Raw genomic sequence first — 19019 nt, 5'->3', positions numbered from 1 at the left:
AAAAGATGATTGAACAACTCATTCAACAAGCTCAACCTTATTGGCAACAATATATTGAACACGAATTTGTGCAACAGCTAGCAAAAGGTACGCTGCCAAAAGCTTGTTTTCAGCATTATTTGAAGCAAGATTACCTCTATCTGTTCCACTATAGTCGAGCCTTTGCTTTGGGTGTATATAAAGCAAAAAATTTTGCGGAAATGGAAATTCCTCGCAAAACGTTAGAGATACTCTGCCAAGAAATTCAATTGCATTTAAATTATTGCCGCCAATGGGGCATTAGCGAACAAGAGATTTTTGCTACTCAAGAAAGTGCCGCTTGTATTGCTTATACCCGCTATTTGCTTGATTGCGGCATGACGGGCGGTTTAGCTGAGCTTTATGCAGCCGTGACCCCTTGTGCTTTGGGTTACGCTCAAGTTGCCCGTTACATTACTCAGCATTATCCTCGCTTACCGAACAACCCTTATCAAACGTGGATTGACACCTATACGAGCGAGGAATTTCAACAATCCGCCCAAGAAACCGTTGATTTTCTTACAGCACTTTGCAAACCGCTAAACCCAAGCCAACTTGCCGAGATTCAACAGATTTTCACCACCGCAACCAGAATGGAAATTGCGTTTTGGCAAATGGGGTTGGATTTGGCATAACAACAGGAGACAAAATGAAATCCATCTATCTATCCAAAATCCGTGAGCAGAATCCGCTCATTCATAACATCACCAACATTGTGGCAGCGAATTTTAGTGCCAATGGCTTGTTGGCATTGGGGGCTTCGCCATTGATGTCGGCGAATGTCGAAGAAATGCAGGAAGTACCGAAAATCAGTCAAGCGTTGGTCATTAATATCGGCACGCTGATTGGAAAGGAGCGAGAGGCGATGTTATTAGCGGGCAAAACCGCGAATGCGGTTGGGATTCCTGTGGTGTTAGATCCTGTTGGTGTGGGGGCAACGAGCTATCGCCGTGAGACCATTCGTGAGCTTTTAGCCGAGGTAAAATTTGCTCTGATTCGTGGCAATGCAGGTGAACTGGCTGCGATTGCAGGAGAAGCATGGCAGGCAAAAGGTGTAGATGCAGGGCAGGCAAAAGGTGTAGATGCAGGGCAGGGCGAAGTGGATTTAAAAGCCGTTGCCGAGAAAGTGGCTCAACGCCATGGCTGTACGGTGTTGATTAGCGGAATGGTGGATATTGTCAGCGATGGCACACAAACTGCGACCATTCACAACGGCACGCCATTGTTCCCGAAAGTCACGGCTTCGGGGTGTCTGTTGAGTGCCGTGTGTGCGGCTTTTTTAGCGGTAAGTGAAGGGAATTATTTTTCTGCGACATTAGAAGCCTGTGTAGCATACACCATTGCTGGCGAGCGTGCGGCGCAAGGCTTAACCACACAAGTGGGACAGTTCCAAATCCGTTTGTTGGACGAACTTGCTGCCATTTCCCCTGAAATCATTGAACAAAGAGGACGCATCAATGAGTAATGTGAAACAAGTTTTAACCATCGCAGGGTCAGACAGTGGCGGCGGGGCAGGCATTCAGGCGGATCTTAAAACCTTCCAAATGCAAGGCGTGTTTGGTACTTCAGTAATCACGGCAGTTACGGCACAAAATACCCTTGGCGTATTTGATATTCACTCTATTCCACTGAAAACAATTCAAGCGCAACTGGAAGCGGTCAAAAATGACTTCCAAATTGCAAGTTGCAAAATTGGTATGCTGGGCAATGCAGAAATTATTGAATGCGTGGCAGATTTTCTTGCTGATAAACCATTCGGCACGCTGGTGCTAGACCCAGTGATGATCGCCAAAGGTGGGGCACCGTTATTGCAACAGCAAGCGGTGAGTGTGTTAAGCCAAAAATTGCTGCTGTTGACAGACGTGATTACACCGAACATTCCCGAAGCGGAAGCTTTAACGGGGATTGCGATTGTGGACGACACCAGTATTCAACAAGCCGCAAAAGCCTTGCAAAAACAGGGAGCGAAGAATGTGATTATTAAGGGTGGACATTCGCTCAATTCGCAAAGTGAGCTGTGCCAAGATTGGATCCTTTTACAAAACGGCGAATATTTCGCTTTGCAAAGTCCACGTTTTGATACGCCTCATACGCACGGCACAGGCTGCACCTTTTCTGCCTGTTTAACCGCTGAATTGGCAAAAGGTGAACCGTTGCAAAGTGCGGTGCAAACAGCGAAAGATTTTATTACCGCTGCGATTTCTCACCCGTTGAATATCGGGCATGGACATGGACCAACCAATCATTGGGCTTACAGTCGCCTTTAAGGATTGGAAGATGCAAAACATTCAAAAAATCTTACCGCTTTACTTTGTGGCAGGCACGCAAGATTGCCGTCATTTGGGCGAGAACTTGTCAGAAAATTTATTATTCGTGCTAAAACAAGCGTTAGAAGGCGGGATTACCTGCTTTCAATTTCGGGATAAAGGCAAATTTTCGTTAGAACATACGCCCTCAGCACAGAAGGCGCTGGCGATTAATTGTCGTGATTTGTGCCGTGAATATGGCGTACCGTTTATTGTGGACGACAACGTTGATTTGGCGTTGGAAATCGAGGCGGATGGTATTCACGTTGGGCAAAGCGATATGCCTGTGCAAGAGATTCGAGCTAAAACAGATAAACCGCTGATTATTGGTTGGTCGGTGAATCGTTTAGATGAGGCGAATATTGGGGAAAATTTAGCGGAAATTGATTATTTTGGAATTGGCCCGATTTTTCCAACGCAATCAAAAGAGAATCCGAAGCCAACGCTAGGAATGGCGTTTATTCAAACTTTGCGAAATGCGGGCATAACTAAACCGCTTGTGGCAATTGGTGGAGTGAAGTTAGCTCACGTTAAAACCTTACGAGAATTTGGTGCGGACGGTGTGGCAGTAATTACAGCCATCAGCCAAGCAGAAAATGTTAAAGCAGCAACAAAAGCATTACGGGAGGCAAGCGATGAATACGCAAAATAGTCTAAAACAGGTTGCGACGGCAACGATGGTCGGCACCGCAATTGAGTATTTCGATAACTACATTTACGCAATGGCTGCGGTATTGGTATTTAACCATCAATTCTTCCATGCCGCAGATCCACTTTCAGGGCAGATTGCCGCCCTTTCCACTTTAGCACTCACTTTTATTGCTCGTCCTTTGGGAGCAATATTGTTCGGGCATTTCGGTGACCGTTTCGGGCGGAAAAATACTTTTGTGATGAGCTTGCTGTTGATGGGCGTTTCCACTGTTGTTATTGGTTTGTTGCCAACTTATGACAGCATCGGTATTTGGGCAACAATTTTGCTCTGTTTGTGTCGCATCGGGCAAGGTATCGGTTTAGGCGGAGAGTGGGGCGGTGCAGCGTTAGTTGCGGTCGAAAATGCTCCCGAAGGTAAACGAGGTTGGTATGGCACATTTCCACAGCTTGGAGCACCACTTGGCTTGTTGTTGGCAAATGGCGTATTCTTAGGCATGACTGCAATTTTTGGGCAAGAAGCTATGGCGGAATGGGCGTGGAGGATACCGTTTTTATCTTCCGTTATCTTAGTGGCAATTGGCTTATATGTTCGCCTAAAACTAACTGAAGCCCCGATTTTCCTCGCCGCACTCAACAAACCCCAACCAAAACGCTTACCAATGTTGGAAGTTGTCACTACTCATTTTAAGCCGTTTTTCTTAGGAATGTTGGTTTGCATCGCAGGCTATGTGCTGTTCTATATTATGATTGCCTTTAGCCAAATTTATGCAAAATCTGCCCCAACAGTATCAGAAGCCGGCTATGCAATGGGATTAGGATTTTCCCCGCAAATTTTCACCGCTTTATTGATGGCAAGTGCGGTTTCTTTGGCAATAACTATTGCACTTTCGGGTAAATATATCGATAAAATCGGACGAAGAACTTGGTTAATTTGGACAACTGTTGGCGTTGCGATTTTTAGTTTATCCTTACCGTTATTTCTCGAAAACGGTACAACTGCTAGTCTGTTTTGGTTTTTAATCATCGGTATGGGCCTAATTGGAATGGGCTATGGGCCATTAGCGAGTTTTTTACCTGAACTCTTCCCCACTCATGCTCGCTATTCAGGAGCCTCTTTAACCTATAATATTGCAGGCTTATTCGGGGCAAGCGTGGCTGCTGTGATTGCTTTACCACTCAACGCCAACTATGGTTTAAAAGGCGTGGGCATTTATTTAACCCTAAACGCTGTATTGAGCTTGGTCGGGTTGTGGTTTATTTCAGAAACGAAAGATAAATTACTATCCTAAGATTTGTATAATTAAATAAAATCTATTAAGCGGTTAAATTTTACATAAAATTCTACTAAGAATTTGACCGCACTTTCCTTTACAAGCCAAATATTTTCTCTACAATACCCCACCTAACGATTTGCCTAGCGCAAATCCCTGACCTGAAATCAGACAAGAGAATATTATGACAACCCAATTCAAACCTGAATTACTTTCCCCTGCAGGCTCTCTTAAAAATATGCGCTATGCGTTTGCTTATGGTGCAGATGCCGTTTATGCAGGCCAACCTCGTTATAGCTTGCGCGTGCGTAACAATGAATTTAATCACGCCAATTTAAAAATCGGGATCGATGAAGCCCATTCCCTTGGCAAAAAATTCTATGTAGTGGTAAACATTGCGCCCCATAATTCCAAACTCAAAACTTTTATTAAAGATTTACAACCTGTCATCGATATGAAACCAGATGCTTTAATTATGTCTGACCCAGGCTTAATTATGTTGGTGCGTGAAAATTTCCCTAATATTGATATTCATCTTTCTGTGCAAGCAAATGCGGTAAACTGGGCAACAGTGAAATTCTGGAAACAAATGGGATTAACTCGTGTGATTTTATCGCGCGAACTTTCAATCGATGAAATTGCTGAAATTCGCCAACAGGTGCCAGATATTGAACTCGAAATTTTCGTACATGGTGCGTTATGTATGGCGTATTCTGGTCGTTGCTTGCTTTCTGGCTATATCAACAAACGCGATCCAAACCAAGGCACTTGCACTAATGCTTGCCGTTGGGAATACAAAATGGAAGAAGGCACCACCGATGAAGTGGGCAACATTGTGCCAAAAATCGATCCTGCTCAACAAATTGAAGTGAAAAATGTTGCTCCAACCTTAGGCGAGGGTGCGGTAACGGATAAAGTCTTCCTTTATACCGAATCACAAAAGCCTGACGAGCAAATGACGGCGTTTGAAGATGAACACGGCACCTACTTTATGAATTCAAAAGATCTACGTGCCGTACAACACGTGGAAAAATTGACCGCACTTGGTGTGCATTCTTTAAAAATCGAAGGTCGTACTAAATCATTTTATTATTGTGCAAGAACTGCTCAAGTTTACCGCAAGGCAATTGATGACGCGGCAGCAGGCAAACCATTTGATGAAAATTTAATGGATACATTAGAATCCCTTGCACACCGTGGTTATACCGAAGGTTTCTTACGTCGTCATACGCATGATGAATACCAAAACTACGAATATGGCTATTCTATTTCTGATCGTCAGCAATTTGTCGGTGAATTTACCGGTAAACGTAACGAACAAGGTATGGCTGAAGTGGCAGTAAAAAACAAATTCTTACTTGGCGACAAGGTAGAAATGATGACGCCACAAGGCAATATTAATTTCAAAATTGAAAAAATGCTAAATCGTAAAAATGAAGCAGTTGATGCAGCACTAGGTGATGGGCATTTTGTATTCTTAAATGTGCCACAAGATATTAACTTAAATTACGCTTTATTAATGCGTAATTTAGTTAATACAAATACAAGAAATCCACATTCTAATTAACATACTCCCCGCTCTAAAGGACGGGAATTTCTACTAGCTCCCACGCTTTGCGTGGGTTACTCTCGATGGGTTCTTGCTGCTGACTTCTCAATGAAGTTCACTTCACAAGCTCGACGGCTGTGTCCCAGCCTGATATTTATTACACTTGGACGATAGCTCGCCCACGCTCCAAAACGATAAATATGTATTGTATTTTTCTTGATAATGTACGTCTATTAGCCGTATAATATAAGATATTATATTAACAACATAAGGAGTAGATGAATGAAAACACAAGTAACAAAAGCTAGATTGGAGGCTAAAGTAAACATAGATATATATGAATTACTAAAACAAGCGGCTGCAATTACAGGGCGAACATTAACCGACTTTGTGGTAAGTGTAGCTTACGAGGAAGCCAAAAAGACCATTTCAGAACATCAAGTTTTACGTTTAGCAGTGAATGATCAAGCATTGCTGATTGAAAGTCTAAGTAAACCATTTGAGCCTAATCAATCAATGAAAAATGCGCTTAATATGTATGAAGCATATCTATCTATTACAGGAAAAAATAATGATAAATGAAAATTTAGCATATTTAAGAGTATTACCCTTAGAAGATGTAAAGATTGAGAGAAGTTCATTTTCTTGTTCAGTTGAACCTTTAGAAAACTACTTTCATAAGTACGTTTCTCAAGATGTAAAAAAAGGGCTTGCAAAGTGTTTTGTGCTTATAAATGAACAACAATCTAGGATTGTTGGCTATTACACTTTATCGGCATTATCAATACCAATTGCAGATATACCACAAGAACGAATAAGTAAAGGTGTACCATATCCTAATATTCCTGCTGTTTTAATAGGGCGATTAGCCATTGATACGAATTTCCAGAAGCAAGGGTATGGAAAGTTTCTAATTGTAGACGCCATTCATAAGATTAAGAATGCTACGGTAGCTGCTACAATTTTAGTCGTTGAAGCAAAAAATGATGATGCCAGCTCGTTTTATGAACGATTAGGGTTTATTGAATTTAAAGAATTTGGAGGAACACACAGAAAGTTATTTTATCCGCTAACAAAATTAATAAAATAGATGAAATACACCAAATATTATTGATTTTATTCACATATCCACACTAGTAACGAGTGTGCGAAACGAAGCCTATAAAAAATACCTGTTTCTGATATTACTCAAAAACAGGTATTTATTTTCTGTTATGGAAAATTAGTTATCTAATTACCATTCAAAATTTACGCCAACATTATAAGTTGCGCTGCCACCACGAGTGAAAGCAACACCTGATTTAGCCGCGATATTTTCGTTATAACGATAACCAGTACCTACAGCAACCGCAGTTTGAGATTTATAACCACCTACAGCAGCAGTAAGATTTAATTTACCTACGTTATACGGTTGGAATAAACCATTTAATGCAGCTTGAGAAGCAAGACCACGTTTAAGATCTTTATTAAGGTTATTTACTCTGTTATCTAAATTATCAAGACGTTGAGTGTGAGTTGCGATTACAACTGTATTAGTTGCAACGTTAGTTTTGTTAGTTGCAATGTTAGCTTTGTTAGTTGCAATGTCAGCTTTGTTAGTTGCAATGTCAGCTTTGTTAGTTGCAATGTCAGCTTTGTTAGTTGCAATGTCAGCTTTGTTAGTTGCAATGTCAGCTTTGTTAGTTGCAATGTCAGCTTTGTTAGTTGCAATGTCAGCTTTGTTAGTTGCAATGTCAGCTTTGTTAGTTGCAATGTCAGCTTTGTTAGTTGCAATGTCAGCTTTGTTTGCATCTACATCTGTTTTGTCTGCTTTTTTCTCTATGTTGGTTTTATTTAAACCAATATTTTGAGAAAGTAAATTAAGTGCCCCAGCAGCTCCATCTACCCTATTTTTCAAAAGAGAGACTTCTGTTTTGTCTGCTTTTTTCTCTATGTTAGTTTTATTTAAACCAATATTTTGAGAAAGTAAATTAAGTGCCCCAGCAGCTCCATCTACCCTATTTTTCAAAAGAGAGACTTCTGTTTTGTCTGCTTTTTTCTCGATGTTAGTTTTATTTAAACCAATATTTTGAGAAAGTAAACTAAGTGCATTAGCAGCTCCATTTACCCTATTTGTCAAACGTTCTACAAGATCTTTAAGATTATTGAGTCTATTTGTATGACGACCTAATGTTCTAGAATGACTAGCTACTTTATTTGTAAGTCCATCAAGATCATCGTTTATATTAGAAATATCCTCTAAGATAGAAATCATCTCATTATCTAATTCTGTATCTGACTGTGACTGAGTTGCTACAGTAGCACTATTACTAGCAGAAGCCAAAACTGGTAATGCACCACCTACTAACACAGCGATTACAGATTGTTTTAATAAATTTCTTTTCATAAGGAATCCTCAATTATTTAGGGTTATTAAAGTGAATTAGAACAAAGTAAAAGCTTACTATGTAACCATAACCATAACTGAGTATATACTTCTACTATAAAAAAACGTTAAAGCAATATAGAAAAATTTCCTATGTAAAATTTGCCTCAAGCAGAATTTACACACCTAATTAAATATTACTGTTGCTTGACTTGCGTCGTTTGCCGATATTTTTCGTATCCTTATGACGCAATTTTACTTTTTTCTTTGCCTCTGTTTTTTTCTTTTCTTCACGTTTTTCTTTAATGCGTGCCTTTTGTTTTTTGCTGACAGATTTCACTTCACCATCTTTTGGTGGCTTAGTGCGAGGCTCTAAACCCTCTAAAATGCGTGCCTTTAAAATTTCCTCAGTATAACGTTTGATTTTACCTAGTAACTTGTAATCATGGGCTTCGACAAAAGAGACCGCTGTGCCTTTTTTACCTGCTCGCGCTGTACGTCCAATTCGATGCAAATAAGTATCCGCACTATAGGGCAAATCAAAATTCATCACGTGAGTTACATCGTCAATATCAATACCACGCGCAGCCACATCTGTTGCAACCAATACCGTCACAATACCTGATTTCAATTTATCAATCGCATTATTACGTTGAGTTTGTGCCATTTCACCTTCTAAATACGCAGAACGAATGCCTCGTTTACGCAATGTTTCAGAAAGTTCTCGTGCATCTTCACGACGACGAATAAACACAATTCCACGGGTTACTTCTTCAGTTTCAATAAAACGCGCGAGCAATTTGATTTTGTGTTCATTGCTGTCTGCATGGTAATACCATTGGTTGATTTTTTTTCTCTCTCGACGGCTTGGTTCCGCATCTACTTTCACAGGATCATTCAACAAACGCTCCGCGAAATCGACTAATAACTCTCCTTCTAAGGTTGCAGAAAACAACAAGGTTTGTTTCCGCCAACGGGTTTCAGCCGCAATTTTTTCCGCATCTTGTCCAAATCCCATTTGTAACATTCTATCGGCTTCGTCAAAAATCAGCATTTCAACGGAACGGCAATCAAAATTTTCTTCCTTAATGTATTGCAATAAACGGCCAGGCGTAGCCACCACCAAATCTTGATTGGTATTGCACACATCACCGTGATTTTGATACGCCACGCCACCTGTAATTGTCGCAATATTTAAATGGGTAAACTGCGCTAATTCTTCCGCTTGTTCTGCCACTTGCATTGCCAATTCACGGGTTGGCGTTAATACCAAAATACGCGGTGAGCCCGGTTTACGGCGTGGATAATCCAATAAATGTTGTAGCGCAGGTAATAAAAAAGTAGCCGTTTTCCCTGTTCCCGTTGGTGCAGAGCCTAATACATCACGCGCTTCCATTGCGGCAGGAATGGCTTCCATTTGAATAGCTGTTGGACGAGAATAACCTTTTTTCTCAAGTGCCTTTAAAAGCTCAGGAGAAAGATCGAATTGTTCAAATTGGGATAAATTCATTATTGTGCGGTTCTTTGTTAAAATTAGTGGGAATTATACCTGAAAGTGCGGTCAATTTACGAAAAATTTATGAGCGGATTTACCTTTAAACAATTCCATATCAATCAAGATTCTTGTGCCATGAAAGTCGGTACTGATGGCATTTTGTTAGGTGCTTGGGCAGATGTAAAACATTGTAAAAATATTTTAGATATGGGGAGCGGCACAGGATTATTGGCTTTAATGTTAGCACAACGAACTGAAGGAAACTGTCAAATTCAAGCGGTTGAGTTGGATTCCATTGCAGCAAAACAAGCACAAGAAAACATCAATAATTCGGTGTGGAAAAATCGCATTCAACTTATTCAAGCGGATATACAACATTTTTTACAACAAACTGAACAAACCTTTGACTTAATTGTGGCAAATCCACCTTATTTTGAACAAGGTATTGCTTGCAAAAATGAGGAAAGAGCATTGGCTCGTTATACCAAGCAAAGCCACTTAAATTGGTTAGAATGGGCTGCCACGTGCTTATCGGAAAATGGGAAAATAAGTTTTGTTTTGCCTTATAATGCGGGGAAAACGCTCACAAAATCCACCGCACTTTTTTGCATAAAACAGACGAATGTCATTACTAAAGTGGGAAAAACGCCCCAAAGAATGCTACTTACCTTTGCCAAACAGCCCCAAGTTTTAATGCAAGATCAATTGGTGATTTATGATGAGGATAATCAATACACGGAAGCGTTTATTGAATTGACTAAAGACTTTTATATCAAGTTTTGACCGCACTTTTTTTACCGCACGTTCTTCGTTAAAGTTGCTGAATATCCAATGCCATTTGGTCTAGCATTTCATAACGTTTACGATACATAGAACGTTTTTTACTTGCGATATCTTCTAATTGTTTGCGTTCAATATCCAAAGGTAATTGCCAATAATTATTATCATATTTCCCTTGGTTCTCTTGCCAAAATTCATTGTAATTAAACAAAATCTTACTGCGTGCAGAAAGACGATATTTTCCTTGTGCTTTGTGCGGAATACCCACTAACTCACATTGCCATTTTTCAGCAAGCATTTTGAACGCATTAACCAACATAAACATTGGACGCATACCGTGTAATGCTTTCGTAGCCTGTTTCACAAGCTCTTGAGCATTACCACTTGAGGGGCCTTGAATTGAGGCGATAAGCAATTTATTCGGGCTTAAAAAAGTGAAAGACGCATCATATACTCGTTCGTTATTTTGATTGCGAATGTTAATAGAAAAATATCCCTCAAAGGGATCGATATGATTGATACTCAAAGATAAACGCAAATCCTCTGTTAATTGGGTTAGCACGATATGTTGTTGATCTAATAATTGTTGGCAAAGCAAACGTCCCATTTTTTCTTCTGCCAAACGTAAATTCTCCGTAATCGCCGTTAAACGTTCTGCAGCAGAAAAACGTTTATCGCAAAAAGTAGTCAGAATTGTATTGATACGGTAATAATTTTGTGTAAATAAAGGCTGCCATTGCGTTTCTTTATTAAGAAAATCCACTAATTGGTTACATTGCTTTTGATACAACCATTTATAGCCATAATAGCGTAATTTTTCCCGCACTTGTTTGAGAAAAGGGCGATCCTTAGAATAAGGATACATTTGAACATAGGTGGGGAAAATAAAATTATTTTTCGTGGACATAATTCAATATTTTGTGAAATTTAATAAAATTTTTCATTATTTTAGCCATTATCACTTCATTTGCCAAAATTCTTTTTGTTAGAAACCCACTTTATAAGTCAGATTTTGTTATAATCTTTTCCTTGAATTCCTTTTCCCTACCCCCATATTTACCCAAATTATCGGAACGAAATTATAAGAGAGACCAATTATGGCGAAGAATATCCAACGTACAATGCCCGTATTGCCATTACGCGATGTTGTCGTTTTTCCTTATATGGTAATGCCACTTTTTGTAGGGCGTGCAAAATCCATTAATGCCCTTGAAGAAGCAATGAATGATGATAAACAGCTTCTTTTGGTATCCCAAAGAGAAGCAGATTTAGAAGAACCGACCCCTGAAGATTTATTTGATGTGGGTACTATTGCTAACATTATTCAGTTATTAAAATTACCTGATGGCACAGTAAAAGTGCTAGTTGAAGGTCAAAATCGCGCGAAAATTAACAACCTTGAAGACGGCGAAAAATGCTTTTCTGCCCAAATTACCCCTATCGAAACCACTTATGGCGATGAAAAAGAGTTAGTAGTGGCAAAAAGTGCGGTGCTTTCTGAGTTTGAAAATTATCTTACCCTCAACAAAAAAGTGCCTGCAGATATTCTCAATGCCCTTCAACGTATTGATGATGTTGATCGCTTAGCTGACACAATGGCAGCCCATCTCCCTGTAAGCATTCGCCATAAACAAAATGCGTTAGAACTCGCTAATGTGCAAGAACGTTTAGAATATTTGCTTAGTATGATGGAATCAGAGGCTGATATTCTTCAAGTGGAGAAACGTATTCGTGGTCGTGTCAAAAAACAAATGGAGAAAAGCCAGCGAAACTATTATTTAAGCGAACAAATTAAAGCCATTCGCAAAGAAATGGATGGTGGAGAAAATGAAGATACCATTGATGAAGTTGAACAACTGCATCAAAAGGTGGAAGCGGCAGGCATGCCGGCAGAGGTACGCGACAAAGTAGAAAATGAATTACAAAAACTTAAAATGATGTCGGCGATGTCTTCTGAAGCAACCGTAATACGCAGTTATATTGAATGGATGATCCAAGTGCCTTGGCATCAACGTTCTAAAGTGAAAAAAGACATTGTTAAAGCACTGCAAGTTTTAGATACCGATCACTATGGTTTAGATCGTGTGAAAGAACGTATTCTTGAGTATTTAGCAGTACAAGCGCGTTTAAACAAAGTGAAAGGCCCGATTCTTTGTTTAGTTGGCCCTCCGGGTGTAGGTAAAACCTCTCTTGGTCAATCTATTGCCAATGCCACTGGTCGTAAATATGTGCGGATGGCATTAGGCGGTGTTCGCGATGAAGCAGAAATCCGTGGTCACCGTAAAACCTATATTGGTGCATTGCCAGGTAAATTAATTCAAAAGATGGCAAAAGTGGGGGTTAAAAATCCATTATTCTTGCTTGATGAAATAGATAAAATGGCATCCGATATGCGAGGTGACCCTGCCTCAGCGTTGCTTGAAGTATTAGATCCTGAGCAAAACACCACATTTAATGATCACTATTTAGAAGTGGATTACGATCTTTCTGATGTAATGTTTGTGGCGACATCAAATTCTATGAACATTCCAGGCCCATTATTGGATCGTATGGAAGTGATTCGTCTTTCTGGTTATACCGAAGATGAAAAACTTAATATCGCGATGCGTCATTTATTAGCCAAACAAATTGAACGTAATGGTTTGAAGAAAGGCGAACTTACCGTCGAAGAAAGCGCAATTTTAGATATTATCCGCTATTACACCCGTGAAGCGGGCGTGCGTGGGCTAGAACGTGAAATTTCAAAAATCTGCCGTAAAGCCGTGAAAAATTTATTGGTAAATCCAAAACTTAAATCTATCACGGTAAATTCAGATAATCTGCACGACTATCTTGGCGTAAAACGTTTTGAATTTGGCAAAGCTGACACGCAAAATCGTATTGGCGAAGTAACTGGTTTAGCTTGGACAGAAGTGGGCGGCGATTTACTCACCATTGAAACAGCCTCCGTTGTGGGTAAAGGAAAACTTTCTTTCACTGGTTCATTAGGCGATGTGATGAAAGAATCCATTCAAGCGGCAATGACAGTTGTACGAGCTCGTGCTGAAAAATTAGGTATTAATTCTGAGTTCCACGAAAAACGCGATATTCACATTCACGTGCCAGATGGTGCAACACCAAAAGATGGCCCAAGTGCAGGTATTGCAATGTGTACTGCATTAGTGTCTTGTTTAACAGGTAATCCTGTGCGTGCTGATGTAGCAATGACGGGAGAAATCAGTTTACGCGGTAAAGTATTACCAATCGGTGGATTAAAAGAAAAACTTCTTGCAGCACATCGTGGTGGAATTAAAACCGTATTAATTCCAAAAGAAAACGTTAAAGATCTCGAAGAAATTCCAGAAAACGTGAAACAAAATCTTGCAATTCATGCGGTAGAAACCATTGATGAAGTGCTTGGTCTTGCGTTGGAAAATCCACCAGAAGGCATTGAATTTGTTAAAGTGGAGGCTAAACCTAAAGCACCACGCCGTAAAGTGACGAGTAAATCGGAAAGAGCGGTCAATTAATTGAATGTTTTAGGGCTTGTGAAAACAAGCCTTTTTATTGACTTTAGAGATGAAAATTTCATCTTTACACAAGGTTAATTTATACTTTTCCAAATTGAAAACTTGTTAATAACACAATGCTACAACTTCCTCCACTTTCCTTGTATATACATATTCCTTGGTGCGTTCAAAAATGTCCTTATTGTGATTTTAATTCACACGCACAAAAAGGCGATATACCAGAACAAGACTATATTTATCATCTTCTGCAAGATTTGCAGGCTGATTTACAACGCTTTAAAAATTCCATTCAACAACGAAAACTCCATTCAATTTTTATTGGTGGCGGTACGCCAAGTTTATTTTCGTCAGAAAGTATTGCACACCTTTTAAAGGAAATAAAAAAACAGATTGATTTTGAAGATAATATTGAAATTACATTAGAAGCTAATCCTGGCACGGTAGAAGCTGAACGTTTTAAAGGTTATGTATCTGCAGGCATCACACGAATTTCTATGGGAATTCAAAGTTTCAATGATGACAAATTACAGCGTCTTGGGCGAATTCATAATGCAACAGAGGCAAAAAGTGCGGTCAATTTAGCGAAAGTTTCTGGACTAAAAAGTTTCAATTTAGATTTAATGCACGGCTTACCGAACCAAACGTTGGAAGAAGCTTTAGATGATCTTCGTCAAGCGATTGAGCTATCCCCTCCCCATATTTCTTGGTATCAGCTCACTATTGAGCCAAATACGATGTTTGCTTACCGCCCACCTAAATTGCCAGATGATGATGCGCTTTGGGATATTTTTGAGCAAGGTCACCAACTTTTAACGGCGGCAGGCTACCAGCAATATGAAACCTCAGCTTACGCAAAAACAGGTTTTCAATGTAAACATAATTTGAATTATTGGCGGTTTGGGGATTATTTAGCCATTGGCTGTGGCGCACACGGGAAATTGACGTTTCCGAATGGCGAGATTACTCGCTTTTCTAAAACCAAACACCCGAAAGGTTATTTGCGTGGCGAATATCTTTACGAAGAAAAAAACGTGCCAGAAATTGACCGCCCTTTTGAGTTTTTTATGAATCGCTTTCGTTTATTAGAAGCGGTTCCCAAACAAGAATTTGAAGATTACACAGGTTTATCGCAAAGTGCGGTGAAAAATCAAATTGATTTTGCCATTCAACAAAACTATATTGTAGAAAACACTGATTCTTGGCAAATCAAAGAACACGGCAAGTTATTTCTCAATGAACTTTTGGAATTATTTTTAACGGAAGAATAGCCTAGTCATGAAATAGCATTGCTTGAGAAAAACGCCCGTTAAAAATTATACTTGTTTATTAAGTAGGCTCGTAATAAAGTAACGCAATCGTTTACTTATTGAAATAAGGAAAAGAAATGAATCAATTAGAAATGAAAAAACTCGCCGCACAAGCTGCATTAGAATATGTAAAAGCTGACACAATTGTTGGCGTGGGCTGTGGCTCTACTGTGAACTGCTTTATTGAGGCTTTGGGTACAATCAAAAATAAAATTCAAGGCGCAGTTGCGGCTTCAAAAGCATCAGAAGAATTATTACGTAAACAAGGGATCGAAGTATTTAATGCAAATGATGTCTCTAGCTTAGATATTTATGTGGATGGCGCAGATGAAATCAATCCACAAAAAATGATGATTAAAGGCGGCGGTGCGGCACTTACTCGTGAAAAAATCGTTGCGGCATTAGCGAAAAAATTTATTTGTATTGTAGATTCTAGTAAACAAGTAGATGTGTTAGGTTCGACTTTCCCATTGCCAGTTGAAGTTATTCCAATGGCTCGTTCACAAGTGGGCAGAAAATTAGTCGCACTTGGTGGCGCACCTGAGTATCGTGAAGGCGTGGTTACAGATAATGGCAATGTGATTTTAGATGTACACAACTTCAGTATTTTAAATCCAGTTGAAATGGAAAAAGAATTAAACAATGTTGCAGGTGTCGTCACTAATGGGATATTCGCATTGCGTGGCGCAGATGTTGTAATCGTCGGCACGCCTGAAGGTGCCCAAATTATTGACTAATTCATAATAAAAATCATAAGGAAGCAAATATGACAAACAAAGTTTCACTCGACAAATCAAAAATTAAATTTGTATTGTTTGAAGGCGTGCATCAAAGCGCACTTGATACGCTCCACGCGGCAGGCTATAGCAATATTGATTACTATAAAAAAGCACTAGATGGCGATGAATTAAAAGAAGCCATTAAAGATGCACATTTTATCGGCTTACGTTCTCGCACCCATTTAACTGCAGAAATGATTGAAGCTGCACCCAAATTAATCGCAGTAGGCTGTTTCTGTATTGGCACCAACCAAGTGGATTTAAATGCAGCAAAAGCACGTGGTATTCCTGTATTTAATGCGCCATTCTCAAACACTCGTTCCGTCGCAGAACTTGTATTAGGCGAGATTTTATTACTTATGCGCAATGTGCCACAGGCTAATGCCGAAGTACATCGTGGTGTTTGGAATAAATCTGCGACTGGCTCTCATGAAGTGCGGGGAAAAAAATTAGGCATTATTGGTTACGGCCACATTGGTTCACAATTAAGTATTATTGCTGAATCATTAGGCATGGATGTGTATTTCTACGATATTGAAAATAAACTTCCGCTTGGTAATGCAAAACAGGTTCGTAGTCTTGAAGAATTACTTAGTTCTTGCGATGTGATTTCACTACACGTGCCAGAACTGCCCTCCACCAAAAACTTAATGAACGTAACGCGTATCGCACAATTAAAACAAGGGGCTATTTTGATCAATGCTGCGCGTGGCACAGTAGTAGATATTGATGCTCTTGCTCAAGCCTTAAAAGACGGTAAAATTCACGGTGCGGCAATTGATGTATTCCCCGTTGAACCCGCTTCAATTAATGAAGAATTTGTCTCGCCGTTACGTGAATTTGATAATGTGATTTTAACGCCACATATTGGCGGCTCAACAGCGGAAGCACAAGAAAATATCGGTTTTGAAGTGGCAGGCAAATTTGTTAAATATTCAGATAATGGCTCAACCCTTTCTTCGGTAAACTTCCCAGAAGTCTCTTTACCAGAGCACGAGGGAACAAAACGCTTATTGCATATTCATGAAAATCGCCCTGGTATATTGAACAAACTGAACCAAATTTTCGTCGAAGCCAACCTCAATATTGCCGCGCAATATTTACAAACTGACCCAAAAATTGGTTATGTTGTCGTTGATGTAGAAACGAATGATGCATCACCATTACTGACAAAATTGAAGGAAATTGATGGCACAATTCGTGCTAGAGTACTTTACTAAATAGAAAAAAGATCAGGGTAATGCCTGATCTTTTTTGCTTTCTTATTCAGTAATCGAATAAGGTAACTGCACTCGCTCTAACAGTATTTCATTACTCGGCAATCTAAATTGTTGCTCTGAATCCATGTCATTATTCATCACAACTTGCAACCATAAAACACCGTCTAAATTGACCGCACTTGTAATCGTGCCAGTCTTACGCCAATTGGCTTCAAGCTGCATTTCGATTTCACTGCCAATTTCCACTTCCTGCTGAGTTTGCGCTTTAAAAATAAACATTGCACGTTTGTTTGCCCCACGATATTTCGCACGTGCCACGGTTTCTTGCCCAATATAACAGCCTTTGGTAAAAGAAATTGCTTGCTCAACGGCCTGTAAATTTAGTGCTTGTGGGATAAATTCATTTTGCGTTTGCGGACTTAAATTTGGCAATCCTGCTTGAATATCGGCTACTTCCCAAATTTTTTCATCGCCATTAAAATTCACGGGTAATTCAGTTTCATTTAATAAAATTGAACGCTGTCCATCAATTTCCAAGGAAAAGTGCGGTGTAATTTTTCCACATTTTTCACCTATTACGCCGATAATTTGCCAATCACGTAAATCAAAACTCACTTTGGAAAATACCGCATATTTTTTCAAAGCATCCAGAGCGCTTGGCAAAATATCTTTCTTAACGAGCAAAAAGAATTGTTCACTACTTACTTTAAACAAACGGTAAATTGCATTCATTTTACCTTTTGGGTCGCAGTGAGCTGTAAGCGTCGTTGCGCCACTCGCTAATCGCACAACATCAGAAGTTAATTGCCCTTGCAAATATTTTTCTACATCCGCACCCTGTACTTCAATCAGTTGATATTGAGTAAGAGAAATAAATTGAGACATTCTGCTTTCCTATTCTAAATTCTGAATTTGTTCACGCATTTGTTCGATAAGCACTTTTAGTTCCACCGCAGAAGCCGTAATATCCGCATTAATGGATTTAGACGCAAGGGTATTAGATTCACGATTCAATTCTTGCATCATAAAATCTAATTTACGCCCAACTGCGCCGCCTTTTTTCAAAATATTCGTAGTTTCTTTCACGTGCATTTGTAAACGATCGAGTTCTTCCGCCACATCAATGCGTTGAGCAAGTAAAATCATTTCTTGTTCCACACGTTGCGGATCAAGATTGATTTGAGCATCTTCAAAACGTTGCAATAAACGTTCACGCTGCCATTGTAAAACTGCTGGCATTTGTGACCGCACTTTATCCGCTTCCACAGCAATGGCATCTAAACGTTGTTGAATAATATCGTTCAGTTTTTCCCCCTCACGACCACGCATTGCAATAAAATCGGTCAGTAAATCATCAAAGGCTGTCAATAAATCTTGACTAATCGCATCTAAATCTTGCTCTTGTGCTTCCACCACACCAGGATAACGCAATACATCTGTTAAATTAATATCGCCTTCGCCAGCTTGCGTTTTAATCCATTGCAAAGATTGAATGACTTGATTCGCAAGTTCTTTATTTAAATTCAATTCAGCATTTGTTTGTTTTTTTGTTTCAATACGCAAAGAACATTCAATTTTCCCGCGAGTAAGACTTTGACGAAGTTTCTCACGCAACGTGTTTTCTAATCCGCGGAATTGCTCGGGCAAACGGAAAAAGTTTTCTAAATAACGTTGATTGACGGAACGAATTTCCCATACCGCATCGCCCCAATCTTTTTTCACTTCAAGGCGTGCAAAGGCGGTCATACTGTAAATCATAAGCTCTCCTA

Annotated in this window: 18 protein-coding genes; 13 read left to right on the top strand and 5 right to left on the bottom strand. The window is 39.6% G+C overall.

The features are described from left to right. The first annotated feature begins 5 nt into the window (after nucleotides 1–5). The 8 genes from tenA to ACPT8O_RS02480 all read left to right on the top strand — a co-directional run bounded on the left by tenA (nucleotide 6) and on the right by ACPT8O_RS02480 (nucleotide 6885). On the top strand, nucleotides 6–653 hold the full coding sequence (gene tenA, locus ACPT8O_RS02515) for a thiaminase II (RefSeq protein WP_005666624.1): 648 nt from the start codon (nucleotides 6–8) through the stop codon (nucleotides 651–653). A gap of 14 nt (nucleotides 654–667) precedes the next feature. Then, nucleotides 668–1483, top strand: a complete 816-nt coding sequence (gene thiM / locus ACPT8O_RS02510) for a hydroxyethylthiazole kinase (protein ID WP_054249423.1) — start codon at nucleotides 668–670, stop codon at nucleotides 1481–1483. Beyond that, nucleotides 1476–2285, top strand: a complete 810-nt coding sequence (gene thiD / locus ACPT8O_RS02505; protein ID WP_021034443.1) for a bifunctional hydroxymethylpyrimidine kinase/phosphomethylpyrimidine kinase — start codon at nucleotides 1476–1478, stop codon at nucleotides 2283–2285. The genes thiM and thiD overlap by 8 nt, the downstream gene beginning before the upstream one ends. A 10-nt stretch (nucleotides 2286–2295) precedes the next feature. Next, on the top strand, nucleotides 2296–2976 hold the full coding sequence (gene thiE, locus ACPT8O_RS02500) for a thiamine phosphate synthase (RefSeq protein ID WP_021034444.1): 681 nt from the start codon (nucleotides 2296–2298) through the stop codon (nucleotides 2974–2976). Further along, on the top strand, nucleotides 2960–4264 hold the full coding sequence (locus ACPT8O_RS02495) for an MFS transporter (RefSeq protein WP_425623332.1): 1305 nt from the start codon (nucleotides 2960–2962) through the stop codon (nucleotides 4262–4264). Before thiE ends, ACPT8O_RS02495 begins: the two co-directional genes overlap by 17 nt. Before the next feature lie 166 nt (nucleotides 4265–4430). Then, the gene (gene yegQ / locus ACPT8O_RS02490; protein WP_021034446.1) at nucleotides 4431–5813 is read left to right on the top strand and encodes a tRNA 5-hydroxyuridine modification protein YegQ; all 1383 of its coding nucleotides are present in this window, start codon (nucleotides 4431–4433) and stop codon (nucleotides 5811–5813) included. Between the two features lie 264 nt (nucleotides 5814–6077). Continuing rightward, on the top strand, nucleotides 6078–6377 hold the full coding sequence (locus ACPT8O_RS02485) for a DUF1778 domain-containing protein (protein WP_006995116.1): 300 nt from the start codon (nucleotides 6078–6080) through the stop codon (nucleotides 6375–6377). Beyond that, nucleotides 6367–6885, top strand: a complete 519-nt coding sequence (locus ACPT8O_RS02480; protein ID WP_021034447.1) for a GNAT family N-acetyltransferase — start codon at nucleotides 6367–6369, stop codon at nucleotides 6883–6885. Before ACPT8O_RS02485 ends, ACPT8O_RS02480 begins: the two co-directional genes overlap by 11 nt. Nucleotides 6886–7029: 144 nt before the next feature. Here ACPT8O_RS02480 and ACPT8O_RS02475 read toward each other — a convergent pair whose 3' ends face one another. Both ACPT8O_RS02475 and srmB read right to left on the bottom strand, forming a co-directional pair. Beyond that, complete coding sequence (locus ACPT8O_RS02475) at nucleotides 7030–8181, bottom strand: YadA-like family protein (protein WP_425622354.1); 1152 nt, start codon at nucleotides 8179–8181, stop codon at nucleotides 7030–7032. Nucleotides 8182–8350: 169 nt separating this feature from the next. Next, the gene (gene srmB / locus ACPT8O_RS02470; RefSeq protein WP_021034449.1) at nucleotides 8351–9670 is read right to left on the bottom strand and encodes an ATP-dependent RNA helicase SrmB; all 1320 of its coding nucleotides are present in this window, start codon (nucleotides 9668–9670) and stop codon (nucleotides 8351–8353) included. Between the two features lie 69 nt (nucleotides 9671–9739). On the opposite strand from srmB, the gene ACPT8O_RS02465 reads away from it, so the two are divergent. Further along, complete coding sequence (locus ACPT8O_RS02465) at nucleotides 9740–10438, top strand: tRNA1(Val) (adenine(37)-N6)-methyltransferase (protein ID WP_041175245.1); 699 nt, start codon at nucleotides 9740–9742, stop codon at nucleotides 10436–10438. 28 nt (nucleotides 10439–10466) lie between these two features. Here ACPT8O_RS02465 and ACPT8O_RS02460 read toward each other — a convergent pair whose 3' ends face one another. Further along, nucleotides 10467–11342, bottom strand: a complete 876-nt coding sequence (locus tag ACPT8O_RS02460) for a VirK/YbjX family protein (RefSeq protein WP_041175246.1) — start codon at nucleotides 11340–11342, stop codon at nucleotides 10467–10469. A gap of 190 nt (nucleotides 11343–11532) precedes the next feature. Between ACPT8O_RS02460 and lon the strand changes: the two genes are divergently transcribed. From lon to serA, 4 genes are all read left to right on the top strand, one after another. Further along, nucleotides 11533–13944: an endopeptidase La gene (gene lon / locus ACPT8O_RS02455; protein ID WP_021034452.1), complete on the top strand. Its 2412-nt coding sequence runs from the start codon at nucleotides 11533–11535 to the stop codon at nucleotides 13942–13944. A 116-nt stretch (nucleotides 13945–14060) separates the two neighbouring features. Then, a complete protein-coding gene (gene hemW / locus ACPT8O_RS02450) occupies nucleotides 14061–15212 on the top strand; it encodes a radical SAM family heme chaperone HemW (protein WP_021034453.1) in 1152 nt (383 codons plus the stop codon). A 116-nt stretch (nucleotides 15213–15328) separates the two neighbouring features. Continuing rightward, a complete protein-coding gene (gene rpiA, locus ACPT8O_RS02445) occupies nucleotides 15329–15988 on the top strand; it encodes a ribose-5-phosphate isomerase RpiA (protein WP_021034454.1) in 660 nt (219 codons plus the stop codon). A gap of 29 nt (nucleotides 15989–16017) precedes the next feature. Continuing rightward, nucleotides 16018–17250, top strand: a complete 1233-nt coding sequence (gene serA, locus ACPT8O_RS02440) for a phosphoglycerate dehydrogenase (protein WP_021034455.1) — start codon at nucleotides 16018–16020, stop codon at nucleotides 17248–17250. A gap of 42 nt (nucleotides 17251–17292) precedes the next feature. Here the strand turns inward: serA and ACPT8O_RS02435 are convergent, their stop codons facing one another. Continuing rightward, complete coding sequence (locus ACPT8O_RS02435; protein ID WP_021034456.1) at nucleotides 17293–18135, bottom strand: YgfZ/GcvT domain-containing protein; 843 nt, start codon at nucleotides 18133–18135, stop codon at nucleotides 17293–17295. 9 nt (nucleotides 18136–18144) lie between these two features. Then, nucleotides 18145–19008 carry a YicC/YloC family endoribonuclease gene (locus ACPT8O_RS02430; protein ID WP_041175247.1) on the bottom strand — a complete coding sequence of 288 codons (864 nt, stop codon included), beginning with the start codon at nucleotides 19006–19008 and terminating at the stop codon, nucleotides 18145–18147. Between the last annotated feature and the right edge of the window lie 11 nt (nucleotides 19009–19019).

Source organism: Haemophilus sp. HN_Hi08 (assembly GCF_049824455.1).
GTDB classification, from domain to species: Bacteria; Pseudomonadota; Gammaproteobacteria; order Enterobacterales; family Pasteurellaceae; genus Haemophilus; species Haemophilus influenzae_D.
This window is presented reverse-complemented; position numbering and strand designations above follow the sequence as displayed.

What these genes read in the sequence shown, in the direction of transcription:
- ACPT8O_RS02485 (WP_006995116.1), top strand. Translation starts at nt 6,078, where the DNA reads ATGAAAACACAAGTAACAAAAGCTAGATTGGAGGCTAAAGTAAACATA.
- ACPT8O_RS02465 (WP_041175245.1), top strand. Translation starts at nt 9,740, where the DNA reads ATGAGCGGATTTACCTTTAAACAATTCCATATCAATCAAGATTCTTGT.
- yegQ (WP_021034446.1), top strand. Translation starts at nt 4,431, where the DNA reads ATGACAACCCAATTCAAACCTGAATTACTTTCCCCTGCAGGCTCTCTT.
- serA (WP_021034455.1), top strand. Translation starts at nt 16,018, where the DNA reads ATGACAAACAAAGTTTCACTCGACAAATCAAAAATTAAATTTGTATTG.
- thiD (WP_021034443.1), top strand. Translation starts at nt 1,476, where the DNA reads ATGAGTAATGTGAAACAAGTTTTAACCATCGCAGGGTCAGACAGTGGC.
- srmB (WP_021034449.1), bottom strand. Translation starts at nt 9,670, where the DNA reads ATGAATTTATCCCAATTTGAACAATTCGATCTTTCTCCTGAGCTTTTA.
- hemW (WP_021034453.1), top strand. Translation starts at nt 14,061, where the DNA reads ATGCTACAACTTCCTCCACTTTCCTTGTATATACATATTCCTTGGTGC.
- ACPT8O_RS02430 (WP_041175247.1), bottom strand. Translation starts at nt 19,008, where the DNA reads ATGATTTACAGTATGACCGCCTTTGCACGCCTTGAAGTGAAAAAAGAT.
- ACPT8O_RS02495 (WP_425623332.1), top strand. Translation starts at nt 2,960, where the DNA reads ATGAATACGCAAAATAGTCTAAAACAGGTTGCGACGGCAACGATGGTC.
- thiM (WP_054249423.1), top strand. Translation starts at nt 668, where the DNA reads ATGAAATCCATCTATCTATCCAAAATCCGTGAGCAGAATCCGCTCATT.
- ACPT8O_RS02460 (WP_041175246.1), bottom strand. Translation starts at nt 11,342, where the DNA reads ATGTCCACGAAAAATAATTTTATTTTCCCCACCTATGTTCAAATGTAT.
- rpiA (WP_021034454.1), top strand. Translation starts at nt 15,329, where the DNA reads ATGAATCAATTAGAAATGAAAAAACTCGCCGCACAAGCTGCATTAGAA.
- tenA (WP_005666624.1), top strand. Translation starts at nt 6, where the DNA reads ATGATTGAACAACTCATTCAACAAGCTCAACCTTATTGGCAACAATAT.
- ACPT8O_RS02475 (WP_425622354.1), bottom strand. Translation starts at nt 8,181, where the DNA reads ATGAAAAGAAATTTATTAAAACAATCTGTAATCGCTGTGTTAGTAGGT.
- lon (WP_021034452.1), top strand. Translation starts at nt 11,533, where the DNA reads ATGGCGAAGAATATCCAACGTACAATGCCCGTATTGCCATTACGCGAT.
- thiE (WP_021034444.1), top strand. Translation starts at nt 2,296, where the DNA reads ATGCAAAACATTCAAAAAATCTTACCGCTTTACTTTGTGGCAGGCACG.
- ACPT8O_RS02435 (WP_021034456.1), bottom strand. Translation starts at nt 18,135, where the DNA reads ATGTCTCAATTTATTTCTCTTACTCAATATCAACTGATTGAAGTACAG.
- ACPT8O_RS02480 (WP_021034447.1), top strand. Translation starts at nt 6,367, where the DNA reads ATGATAAATGAAAATTTAGCATATTTAAGAGTATTACCCTTAGAAGAT.